The following is an 11,807-nucleotide window of genomic DNA, read 5'->3' on the forward strand; positions in this document are numbered from 1 at the left end:
TTTGCCCTGATGAGACGGTGGCAACGGATCATTTTCGGTGATTTTCTTGAACGTGGCGACAACAGAGCAATCTTCCTGCAGTATACCGGTGGTGTAAGTCAGTCCCTGCAGGACGCCGGAGCATCCACTGACGGTATCAACGAGGTAGCCTGACTCAGGAGCGATTTGAAAATTGACGCTTTTCCCACGCAGAACCTGCTGTGGGCTGGCAGGAGCGACGGAACCACCGCCATGTTTTTCGGTGCTCACGCTTACTAGGTCGACGGGACGAGGCACAATCTCCGCGCTATTGCGAAAATCGGGAAAGATCTGCGGAATTGTGACCGGCAAGTATTTGCGCCCGACAGGTCTGATTTCGCCCCGCAACGCCTTGTAGACAGACTGATTGGCGGGCAGCGAATTAGAAAAAGCCGCTAGGTAGGAGATGTTGCGGATCAGATGGTAGTCGAGCAGGTTCGGCTCATGGTAGGCGATCGCGACAATCGGAACCCTGCTGCCACGCCTTGCGAGGATATCGAACACCTGTTCGAGAATTTTCGCCTGATCTCGGTTGATCAGGCCACAGATAACCAGCTTGGACCGGTCGAAGGCGTCTGCCAGCTCCGCAGTGCTGACTTCGGTTTCGTTATCACCTTCCCTGGTGATCGGCCTGCTCTGCCACTTGCCGTAGTTGAGGTGGAAAGAATCTATGTTTCCGTAATGATTTCTGACCAAGGGTGACAAGTCGTTACGGGTGTAGACCGGTGCGACGACTACAATAGGATCGTTGCGCCCAATATCCGTGAGCGGCCCTTTTCTGTCATCCGGGTCGAACAGGTCAAAGGCGTCATTGACCAGCAGGATAGCCGCGTCGGTCATGGCAACCGCCAACTTTTCGTGTTCATCACGCATCGCGTCAAGCCGCCCTAGCAAGGCGCTGTAATCAGTTTCACTCACCGTTGCCCAAAGCGAGGGGCTACCCTGTGCAGCGGAAGTTCTCAGTTTGAGAGCGAGAATGCGTTTGACCGACAGGTCAAGCTGCGCCGGATGACTGGAGAAATAGGCTTTCAGCTCGCGGATGACACCATCGAACTCGGTCAGGGTAAACTTGCGCTTTTCAGTCGCAGTTTCGGTAATGTGGGCAAAGATCAACAGGTCGCTGGTCGCTTCAACCGCCATGCGGGTAATTTCTTCATAGCTGCGTTTTCCGGCGTCATCGCTGCCGTGACGGGTCAAACGCACCGCTTCCATCTCGGACAGATCATCCGGCAGGACGACTCGATCGAACTCCATTCTGTCCCTCACCAGTTCCTTGACACCGCGAAGTGACAGACTGATCGGTATGTCGCGCCCGAGGTTGAGCGCTTCAAACTCCATATGGGTCGTCATCAGCGCATTGACTCCCTCGCGGGCCAGGGTGTCGAAGGGTCGCGCCTTGCGCATAATTATTTCACGATCGTAGGAAACCAGCGGCAGGGTTTCGTGCGGATCTTCATCGGTGCCGCCATGTCCGGGGAAATGTTTTGCCACCGAAAGGACGCCCCCTTGCTGCAGACCGCGCATGAACTGCAGGCTCATCCGTTCGACCAGTTCGATATTCGAGCCGAAGGAGCGGGTGCCGATGATGTCGTTGTCGCCATTGTTGTGCACGTCAGCCACCGGCGCCAGTACCATATTGATGCCGAGCAGGCTGAGTTCCTGCCCCGTAATGCGCCCCGCCTGATAAGCGTATTCCAGGTTATGGGTCGCACCAAGCGCCATAGCACTGGGCAGAATCGTGACATCTTTTTTGACCTGCAAAACCGCCCCGTTTTCCTGGTCGGTGGCGATCAGCAACGGGATGCGATTGTGATCTAAAGGTTCGACGTAACCTTGCAAAGTATCTGTCAGGCGGGCGACGTTCTCGGGAATCGACCTGGACGGGTCGCTGTTGAAGTTACGCGAAAAGAGAATGAAACCACCGACATGGTAATCGTGAACCAGCTTCTTCGCCAAAGCCAGTTGTTCCTCTTCGGTCTCTCCCAAGAACCCGACCATTAGCAGCTGACCGATTTTTTCCTCGACGCTCAGCTGGCTGATGGTCTGGTCCAGTCGGTCCAATTGGGCTTGCGACAAGTCACCGGTGAAGATTGCAGCCGAGACAGGAAAACAAAGCGGCCACAAGAACAAGCAGAAGAGTATTAAAGTGAGGATCGCTTTGTTCATCATCCGAATCCCCCATTTGGCGAAGAGGATTGAACTTTAAAGAGGTCTGTTTAATGGTATCGTCTGGAACCGGTGTCTGCAAGCGGCAAAGAAAAAGGCCACTGCTTCCAGTGGCCTTTTTCTTTGCAATCTATCGCGATTAGCTGAAGCGCTTCATCGCGCGCATCTTCTTACGCAGACGGCGTTGGGCTTCTTTTTCTTTGCGCTTACGCTTCACGCTCGGCTTCTCGTAAAACTTACGCTGCTTCATTTCACGGAAGAGTCCTTCCTGCTGCAGCTTACGCTTTAGAACTTTAATCGCTTTTTCGACGTTACCGTCGATAACAGTGATTTCCACAAACAATCACCCCGCTTTCTTTTCTATCTTTGTAACCAGAAGTCACAAGAGTTTGAACTTATAGCGGCAGCCATAGTGCAAGTCAAGGTTTTTTAGTGTTTTCTGTCATTTCTGTTGTTTTTCCAGCAATGCCACCCGAATTCCGCCGTTGGAAAAACGGATTGTTGCTGTAAACGGGACCCCGGTACTGCGCGCCAGAGCACTGTCGGGGCAGACCATCGCCCCGCGCCAGGAAGAAAAGGTTTCACCATAAATCCGTCCCAGATCTTTATACAACGCCTGCAGCGCAGCAGTCCGTCCAAGCCGCTCCCCATAGGGGGGATTGCAGATAATCAGTCCACTCACCTGCGGAGGTGAAAGTTCCTGTATCCGCTGACAGTGCAAAGCAATATCGTCAAACAAGTGTGCAGCTTCCATATTTTTTTGAGCGGCTATAATCGCCTTCGGATTGCTATCAATCGCAAGAATCGATTCCAGGGCCGGCCGTTCGGCTTGTTGCGCCTCCAGCAACAGCTGATTCCAGAGTCCGGACCGATATTTAGGCCACCCCATAAATGCAAACTTACGCGCGGCTCCCGGTGCCAGGTTCCGGGCAATCAAGGCAGCCTCAATGGCGAAGGTACCAGAACCGGTCATCGCATCGATCAGCGGAACTGAACCATCGTAGCCGAGTGTGAGCAGGCAGCCAGCGGCTAGGTTTTCCCGCAACGGTGCGGCAACATTCGCCTGCCGATAGCCGCGACGATGCAACAGATCCCCAGTGCTGTCGATCGAAACCTGGCAACGATCATCTTCCAAGCGCAGATAAATTGCCGCCTGCATCGAGGAAGACTCCGCCGCTCCCAGCGCTTTTCGAATCGCCTGTTGACAGGTTTCTGCGACCCGTCCTGAGTGGGATAGCCGCGAACGGTGGCAAGTCGCCCGGATGACAGGGTCAGTGCCCGGCTTGATAAAGCTGCCCCATGGCAAACGCAACAACCGCTTGTATAGGGTCGGGAAATCCCTCGCCTGCACATTGCCGACCCGTACGAGAACACGCCCTGCAGAACGCAGCCAGAGATTGGCCAGATACAGTTCCTGCAAACCACCGGAGAACTCCACTCCTCCAGCGAGCAGGTGCACATCAGTCAATCCAAGCCTGTCAAGTTCGTGTGCGCAAACCGGCTCGAATCCGGGCGGAGTCACAGCAAAGAAACTATTGAACTGTTTCGACATTTCAACAAACCTCCACTCGACAGCCCCGCTAATTTTAGAGGACTTCAAACCCTGCTATTTGACATCCTCCCCGCCCTGAAGAGACGGGGATTCCCAGGCGAGCGCTCAAGCGCCCTCTGACGGGTTCCTGCTTCGCCGAGCCTTGGGCTCGACTAAGACGAGGCATAAACGGCATGCCCTGCCGCATAAATATTTTCCGCCGCATTCAGGTCGGCGTCTTTTGTGTGGCCGCAGGCCTCACAAATGAACAGCGACTGCGTCTTCCGGTTATTTTTGGAGACGTGATGGCAAGCGGAGCACTCTTGTGATGTAAACATCGGCGGAATCAAGACAAGTTGCCCACCGCGCCACTTCTGCTTGTACTCAACCAACTCACGAAACATTCCCCAGCCCTGGTCGAGAATCGACCTGTTCAAACCTGACTTGGCTTTTACGTTCTTGCCGGGGTTTTCCTGATCGCCTTTTGCCGACTTCGACATGTTGATTATCCGCAAATCTTCGAGCACGACAACCGCGTGGTTTTTGCTGATTTCGTCCGAGATTTTGTGGATATGATCGTGGCGGCAATTGGCAATCTTTTCGTGAATTCTGGCGATTTTCTTTTGCTGCTTTTTCCAGTTTTTAGAGAATTTCACCATTCTGGCGAACTTTTGTTGTTCTCGCGCTAACCTCTTCTGTAACTTCTTGAAAGAATTAATAGAATCGTAAATCGTTCCGTCTGAAAGCGCGAGAAACTTGGCAACACCCAAATCTCCACCAACAGCCGTCGTGGAGGCGTGAACTACGTCCTCTGTTTCGATTTCCACCTGAATCGACGCAAACCAGAACTCGCCTTTTCGGGTGACGGTGATCTGCTTCGGGGTTCCTTCGATTTTTAGGCGTTTTTTCTGTCGCTTGCTGGTTTTTTGGAGACGAATCCAACCGAGTTTTGGCAGCTTTATCTGGCGGTGCCCGAAATCGACCTCAAATTGCTCTGGATCTGGAAATCTGAAGGAATCTCGACATTTTCCTTTCTTTTTGGTGACCGGAAACCGTTTGTTCGGCTGTGATTTATCAAAAGCATCTTTCAGCGCCAAATTGAGATCTTTAAGCTTCTGCTGCTGCGTGTGATTAGGTCCTTCGGCCAGAAACTCGGTCTCCTCGCTGTTGCGCCAGCGCGTAAGTTCGCTGCAAAGTTTAACGTAGCCCAGCGTCTTTTCGTTGCGACTCAACCGCTCTTTCTGGAGGCTCAGCCCCTTATTCCAAACAAAGCGAACCTGTCCAGCGAAGTTGCGACATTGCCACTCCTGCGTTGGCGTTAATTTAAGTCTGAATTTATAGGCCTTGAGTTTAATCACGAGCTAGATTATAGTTGGTCTATGGCAAAAGATCAAGAGATAAGACACGGAAGACATTGTGTATTTAAGATGCACGTTCATTTGGTCTTTGTGACTAAATATAGGCGGCATGTGCTCGATGGCAACGCCATCGAGCATCTGAGTTCTATCTTTTCAAAAGTTTGTGGAGATTTCGAAGCAACGCTCAAAGAGTTCGATGGTGAAGACGATCACGTCCACCTTCTCGTAGAATACCCGCCGAAGGCCTCTGTTTCAAAGCTTGTAAACAGCCTCAAGGGAGTTTCTAGCCGCATGCTCCGCAAGATCAGGCCCGACATCGCAGACCGCTACTGGCGGGGCATGCTCTGGTCTCCAAGCTACTTTGCATCAAGCTGTGGAGGTGCACCAATTTCGATCATCCGGCAGTACATTGAGGGGCAACAGACGCAGCTGTAGCGGCGGGCTATCCTTCCCCGCCCTGAAGAGACGGGGCTTGTCGCGCATTCTGGTCAATATCAGCAGTGGCGGATTCCGCTTCAACCTGCGCCCGCCTGTCGCCCCTCCGAACCTTGCCTGCTGCAGCTCAATCTTGACGACGGCAAACCAGCAGTCTGCACCTTGGCAGAAGTTGTCTGGACACGCCCGGAACAGGATGAAACTATTAATGTTTCAGGAATGCGCTATATCAACATCCTGCAGGAGGACCAACTGCGACTTGACAAGTTTATCAAGGGCCGAAACCAAAGCTAAAGTTGTTCAGCAGCAGCTCTTCATTCTTGTCTCTGGAAAAGTTCTGCGCTATAAAAAGCCAAGCAAATCAACTTGGCCATTAGGCCCTATAGATCATCCAGGTTTTTTCCTTTTATGCCACAAATCACTGAAGCCGAAGTCTTCCGAGCCTGCCAAACACTATTCGGTTCCGACCTGAATTTAAGCCATGATTGTCTGCATTATCAACAACCATCCGGGGTGCGCTCTGCATATCGGAAAATGGCCAAGGCGAACCACCCGGATCGATTCGCATTATCTGCAACGAGCTCCAAGGGAAAACAGCAACGCCTATTTCAGGACCTGAACCAAGCGCATGAAACCGTACCGCAATTTCAAAAGCAATGCGAGCGCCTACCTGCAGCCTCTTTCTTTCGCCATCGTAGCAGCCCCGAGCCGACACAGACGAAGCGACGGCGTCAAGACCGGTCTTACAGCAAATATTATCGAGGCCGGTTTCTTCATCAGCGCTCCCACCAACAGCAGATGGGGCATTACTTCATCAAACAAAGCTTCTTCGAAGAGGAAATGCTCAATCACCTGCTTAACCAGTTGGCAGAGCACAAAAGAACCTACCACCAAGGATATGGCGGCCATTACTATTTCCACTACTACTGATCCGAAATTGCTGATCCAGGCATAATTCTTTCTAATTATTTAAGGAGTATAAAAGATGGGCTTTTTAGCTGCATCCTCCAGTGTTTGCTACTTTCAGGTTGTCGGTCCCCTCAACCTGCAGGAGCAAATTTCAGAGATCCAACAACAACTCACCGGTGCAGGCTTCAGTTCGATCGAACAATCAGCCGAAGAGCTTTCCACCGGCTGGGTAGAACTGGACGATTACGAATCGAGCAGCTTCGCCAAGGAATCATTGTTTCGACGAGATCAATACTTGTGCTTCACCTTGCGTGAAGATCGTCGCCGAGTACCTGCCGCCCTACTTAAACGGCAGGTCGCTCAGCTGAGCAACAAATTTCTTGTCAACAATCCAACCTTTAACCGGGTTCCCAAAGGTGAACTCGAGCAGATCCGCGACACCGCCCGCAGCTTGCTAATGGCCAGAACCTTGCCAGCGCCTTCCTGCTACGATGTGGTCTGGGATACAGAGCGGCAGCTACTGCGGCTTTGCTCACTCAGTCAGAAAGTGATCGACTCTTTCCAAGGGTTGTTTCATCAGACGTTTGTTGGCCTTCGACTGCAGCTGCTCCACCCACTGTCGCGCGCTGAACAGCTGTTGCCGGCATCACTGCTGGAAATACTTCAGCAATCGAACCAGGCGCAGACCGATGCGGTACTCGACCAGATCGAATCGAACCGCTGGCTCGGTGTCGAGTTCTTGCGCTGGCTTTTCTACCGCACCCTCAACAGCGGTTCAAACTACAGTATCAATTGCGATGGTCCACAACTGCCCCAACAACCGTTCACAGCATTTCTCGACAGTCGTTTCGTACTTGTCGGAGGTGGACAAGAAGGCCAGCAAAAGGTCGTCGTTGCCGGTCCGCAAGACCATTACCTCGAAGTGCGGGCAGCCTTGGCACAGAATAAAGAGATTGAAGAAGCAACACTACATTTTCGCCGCGAAGAGGAGGAGTGCTGGAAACTGACCCTCAAAGGAGAACGTTTCCAGTTCGGCAGTTTCCGCACCCCGATGGTTCGCCCAGAGAGTGATCCGAACGATGATCCGTTAGCTGAAGCGGAAGCAGCATTTTTAACCAAACTCGGGATCATGGAAGAGGGTGAGCAGATGTTCAACAGCCTGCTGAAATCTTTCCTCGAGCTACGCTTGGGAGATGGTTGGAAACTTGAAGCCGCTGCAATCGACGATTGGCTAAAGACAGAATAATAACAGAGGTTCAGATCTCCTCCCCACTAACCGCCTAAAAAGGTTCGGGGAGGTGCTTATCTCTCACAATTTCCTCCTCACGCTGCAGAGCCAAGCCAAAAACCATAACCACATGTTTTTTTTGACAATATAACAATACTCAAAAAAGAAACAAGAACCCTAAAAAAAACATCTCACGCGAAACTTAAAAACCGTTTTACAATTAGTAAAACGATGTTATAGTTAACTCAGGATTTTTGGAATTCCGTCGCAATATTTCATACAGGCAATAACCAGCCATGCCCAGCTTGGGGGACAAAGGAGACTGACTATGAAAAAACTTCTGGCCTTGATTTTCGCTTCATTCATCCTGCTCACAATTAGTGTGAACAGCTTTGCCAACGAACACAAGGCAACTGTTGCCGATTGTATTGCAATGAGTAAAAAAGCAGCCGAAGCCATCCTCAAAGACAAGGACGCAGCCCTTGCTGAGATTTCCAAAAAAGATGGCAAGTTCGTTTGGAAAGATTCCTACGTTTTTGTCATGGATCTGACAGGTAAGATGCTTGCCCACCCGATGAACCCGGGTCTAATGAAGATGAAAAGCCTACTGAGCACACCGGATAAAAACGTCGACGAACCGAAGATGCTGTTCGTTGACCTGGTCGTCACTGCCGGAACCAAAGGTGAAGGCTGGGTCGAATATATGTGGCCGAAACCCGGCGAAACAGAGCCATCTATCAAGGAAACCTACGTCTATCGGATTCCGGGCACCTCGCTGTTCACCGCCGCAGGTATCTATCGCTAGAATTTAAGCACCCCAAAACCAACTAAAAAGCGGAGGCCATCAGGCCTCCGCTTTTTGTTTCAAACCAAATCAGATTTGCAAAACCTGCTCACCAAGGGACCATAGGGAGGCACTTCGGCAACCCGCAAATGCTGCTGAAATTCGATCCGCGAAATTTCCGTCGCCCCCATGCTGAGCAGATGACCGGTAGTTTGCTGGCAATCAAGCAACTCGAAGCCAAGCGTTTCCAGTTTCTGCACCAAGTGTATCAACACCAGCTTTGATGCGTTGGTACGACGACTGAACATCGACTCGCCACAGAAGCAGTACCCCAAGCAAACCCCGTAAATTCCTCCCACCAACTCATCGCCATCCCAACACTCAACAGAATGGGCAAAGCCGAGTTCATGCAGTCGGATGAAAGCCTTTTCCATCTCCGATGTAATCCAGGTGCCACTGCCATCAAGGTTTTTCCGCAAACGACGACACCAGTAAATCACCCCCGGAAAATTTTCATCGAAAGACACACGGTATAGATTTTTACGCATAAATTTACGCATCGAACGAGAAATATGCAACTCGGAGGGGTAAAGTACGCAGCGGGGGTCGGGTGACCACCAGAGGATCGGTTCCCCTGGATTGTACCAAGGAAAAATTCCGAGGCTGTAGGCGAGCAATAGACGTTCTGGAGAAAGGTCCCCGCCGACCGCCAACAGGCCATAATCATCGGCAGCGTCGATCGGCGGAAACCAAAGCTCTTCATCAAGCTGGTAACAAGGCATCAGTCCAGAATAAACTTGAAAGTCAGCGTATCCGCTTTACAGCCAATTCTCACTTCACCACCTGCACGCAGCTCGCCGAAGAGGATCTGCTCCGCCAACTGGTCGCTCAACTCGGTCTGAATCAGGCGGCCCATCGGGCGGGCACCAAAGAGCGGATCATAGCCTCTTTTGGCAAGGCTCCGGCGGGCGACCGGTGAAACCTTGATGCGAACATTGCGCTCAGCAAGTTGCTTGGAAAGCTCCCCCAGAAACTTGTCAACAACCAGCAACATGACCTTCTCATCGAGCGGCGAAAAATGAATTGTAGCATCGAGACGATTACGGAATTCTGGCGAAAATGCTTTTTCAACCGCATTTTTCGGAGCCGTCGCCGCCCGGTTCCCGAAGCCGATCGGCGTGACGTTCATCTGCCGGCCACCTATATTACTGGTCATAATCAGTATGACATTACGGAAATCGGTCTCTTTACCGTTATTGTCGGTCAGAGTACCATGGTCCATCACCTGTAACAAAATATTGAACAGGTCGGGATGGGCTTTTTCGATTTCATCGAGGAGCAGCACCGACCAGGGATTTTTACTCACCTCCTCAGTCAGCAAACCACCCTGGTCGAACCCGACATACCCCGGCGGGGCACCGATCAGCCGAGCGACCGAGTGTTTCTCCATGTATTCACTCATATCGAAGCGCAGGAACTTGACCCCAAGCTGCATGGCTAGTTGCCGTGCAACCTCTGTTTTACCGACCCCGGTCGGCCCTGTAAACAGCAACGATCCGACCGGTTTGTCCGGATGGCCCAACCCGGCCCTGGAACGGTGGATCGACTTTACCAGACTTTCAATCGCCGGATTCTGTCCGAAAACCACGCGCTTCAAATCTCGCTCCAGATAGCGCAACCGCTGGCGATCACTGCCAGTAACAGTTCGGATCGGCACTCGCGCCATCCGTGCTACCACCCGCTCGATCTCATCAAGGCCGATCGGTTTCTTCAACTTATCATCGAGCCGCTGTTGTGCACCCGCTTCATCGATCACATCGATTGCTTTGTCCGGCAGATGCCTTTGCGGCAGGTGCTTAACCGACAGCTTCACCGCCGATTCCAGTGCTTCCGTCAAATACTTCACCTGATGGTGTTCTTCGTAACGGGAACTGAGCCCTTTGAGTATTTCTAGAGCTTCTTCAATACTCGGTTCGTGCAGGTCGATCTTCTGAAACCGGCGCGATAGCGCTCGATCTTTGTCGAACAGATTTCGATACTCTTCATAAGTCGTCGAGCCGATGCAGCGCAGTTCTCCCGAACCGAGGGCCGGCTTGAGAATGTTGGAGGCGTCGAGGGAGCCCCCGCTGGTTGCTCCCGCGCCAACGATAGTGTGGATCTCATCGATAAACAGGATTGCTTGTTCCCTCTTTTGCAGGGCAGCAACCACCGCTTTGAGCCGCTCTTCAAAGTCGCCGCGGAATTTGGTGCCGGCGAGCAACGCGCCCATATCAAGAGTGAACAGTTCACTGTTCTTGAGCAACTCCGGGACGTTCCCTTCGGCAACCCTTAGTGCCAAGCCTTCAGCCATTGCGGTTTTACCGACCCCAGGTTCGCCAACAAAAATCGGATTATTCTTGCGACGGCGGCAGAGTACCAGTATCGCCCGTTCAAGTTCCTGCTCACGACCGATCAAGGGATCAATCTTTCCCTCTTTGGCTCGTGCAATCAGGTCGATAGTATAGGACTCAAGCGGATCGGGCGGTTGCTGTTTCGGTTTGCCCTTTTCCCCCGGCGGCTGCTCGGCTGGCCGTTCTTTAGGTTCATCGGAAGCGGAACTCGAAGGGGCTCCATGCGAAATAAAATCGAGCAAGTCGACCCGTTCGATTCCCTGATTCTGCAAGAAAAAGCAAGCGTGAGAGTTTTCCTCCTCTAAAATTGCGGCCAGCAAATCCCCAACGCCGACTTCGCGTTGGTTCGAGGCCTGCATGTGCAGCACTGTGCGCTGCAGCATCCGCTGTAACGCCAAAGTCTGGCGCGGCACATCATCATCTTCGACCCCCTCGGGGAGGTGCTCAAGATGCATATCAAAGAAGGTCTCCAGCTGCTCCTTCAAACCTTCGACATCCCCACCGCAGGCGGTCAGGATTTGTTGCCCGACCCCTTCGAACAACAGCGCATATAGCACATGTTCTGTCGTCAAGTATTCGTGCCGTCGCCGTTGAGCCTCACGAACGGCAAGGGTAAATGCGATTTGGACATCCTGATTAAACATTTCTGCCACCGTTCCTTAGGCCTCCTCGAGAGAACAACGCAGTGGGAAACCCGCCTTCCGCGCCCGCATGCGAACCTGATCCGCCTTGGTCTCGGCAATTGCATAAGGAAAAATGCCGCAATGCCCCACTCCTTGAAAGTGGATTGTCAGCATAATTTTTTCTGCCTCAGTTGCCGGCTTATGGAAAATCTCCTGTAAAACCTCGATGACAAACTCCATCGTGGTATAATCATCGTTGTGCATCAACACCTTGAAAAGAGAGGGCGTTGTAACCTGCTCTTCGGTTTTGACCACAGTTTTGGTTTTATTACCGCTATTCTCAGCCATGTGTCAATTTTACCTTA

Annotated in this window: 11 protein-coding genes; 4 read left to right on the plus strand and 7 right to left on the minus strand. The window is 52.0% G+C overall.

The features are described from left to right. From Q7J88_RS09455 to Q7J88_RS09470, 4 genes are all read right to left on the minus strand, one after another. The coding region (locus Q7J88_RS09455) for a glycoside hydrolase family 3 protein (RefSeq protein ID WP_303721931.1) at window positions 1-2,187 on the minus strand (2,187 nt) is incomplete at its 3' end. 136 nt (window positions 2,188-2,323) lie between these two features. Further along, entirely contained in the window at window positions 2,324-2,521 is a 198-nt protein-coding gene (gene rpsU / locus Q7J88_RS09460) for a 30S ribosomal protein S21 (RefSeq protein WP_303721932.1), read from the minus strand. A gap of 105 nt (window positions 2,522-2,626) precedes the next feature. Continuing rightward, window positions 2,627-3,736: a class I SAM-dependent RNA methyltransferase gene (locus Q7J88_RS09465; protein ID WP_303721933.1), complete on the minus strand. Its 1,110-nt coding sequence runs from the start codon at window positions 3,734-3,736 to the stop codon at window positions 2,627-2,629. A gap of 152 nt (window positions 3,737-3,888) precedes the next feature. Then, the gene (locus Q7J88_RS09470) at window positions 3,889-5,073 is read right to left on the minus strand and encodes a transposase (protein ID WP_303721934.1); all 1,185 of its coding nucleotides are present in this window, start codon (window positions 5,071-5,073) and stop codon (window positions 3,889-3,891) included. Between the two features lie 21 nt (window positions 5,074-5,094). On the opposite strand from Q7J88_RS09470, the gene tnpA reads away from it, so the two are divergent. The 4 genes from tnpA (at window position 5,095) to Q7J88_RS09490 (ending at window position 8,450) form a co-directional block, all read left to right on the plus strand. Further along, on the plus strand, window positions 5,095-5,508 hold the full coding sequence (gene tnpA / locus Q7J88_RS09475) for an IS200/IS605 family transposase (protein WP_303721935.1): 414 nt from the start codon (window positions 5,095-5,097) through the stop codon (window positions 5,506-5,508). Window positions 5,509-6,042: 534 nt separating this feature from the next. Beyond that, window positions 6,043-6,438, plus strand: a complete 396-nt coding sequence (locus Q7J88_RS09480) for a hypothetical protein (protein ID WP_303721936.1) — start codon at window positions 6,043-6,045, stop codon at window positions 6,436-6,438. A 55-nt stretch (window positions 6,439-6,493) separates the two neighbouring features. After that, window positions 6,494-7,663 carry a recombination-associated protein RdgC gene (rdgC, locus tag Q7J88_RS09485; RefSeq protein ID WP_303721937.1) on the plus strand — a complete coding sequence of 390 codons (1,170 nt, stop codon included), beginning with the start codon at window positions 6,494-6,496 and terminating at the stop codon, window positions 7,661-7,663. Between the two features lie 310 nt (window positions 7,664-7,973). Next, window positions 7,974-8,450: a cache domain-containing protein gene (locus Q7J88_RS09490; protein ID WP_303721938.1), complete on the plus strand. Its 477-nt coding sequence runs from the start codon at window positions 7,974-7,976 to the stop codon at window positions 8,448-8,450. Window positions 8,451-8,509: 59 nt separating this feature from the next. Here the strand turns inward: Q7J88_RS09490 and aat are convergent, their stop codons facing one another. From aat to Q7J88_RS09505, 3 genes are read right to left on the minus strand one after another with little or no spacing between them, the layout of a single operon-like run. Next, a complete protein-coding gene (gene aat, locus Q7J88_RS09495) occupies window positions 8,510-9,211 on the minus strand; it encodes a leucyl/phenylalanyl-tRNA--protein transferase (protein WP_303721939.1) in 702 nt (233 codons plus the stop codon). Then, window positions 9,211-11,463 (minus strand): ATP-dependent Clp protease ATP-binding subunit ClpA, encoded by a 2,253-nt coding sequence (clpA, locus tag Q7J88_RS09500; RefSeq protein ID WP_303721941.1) that lies wholly within the window; start codon window positions 11,461-11,463, stop codon window positions 9,211-9,213. Before clpA ends, aat begins: the two co-directional genes overlap by 1 nt. Before the next feature lie 15 nt (window positions 11,464-11,478). Beyond that, window positions 11,479-11,790, minus strand: coding sequence for an ATP-dependent Clp protease adaptor ClpS (locus Q7J88_RS09505; protein ID WP_303721940.1), 312 nt, complete (start codon window positions 11,788-11,790; stop codon window positions 11,479-11,481). Window positions 11,791-11,807 lie beyond the last annotated feature (17 nt).

The sequence above is a fragment of the Malonomonas rubra genome, from assembly GCF_003247215.1.
Taxonomy (GTDB): Bacteria; Desulfobacterota; Desulfuromonadia; order Desulfuromonadales; family Geopsychrobacteraceae; genus Malonomonas; species Malonomonas rubra_A.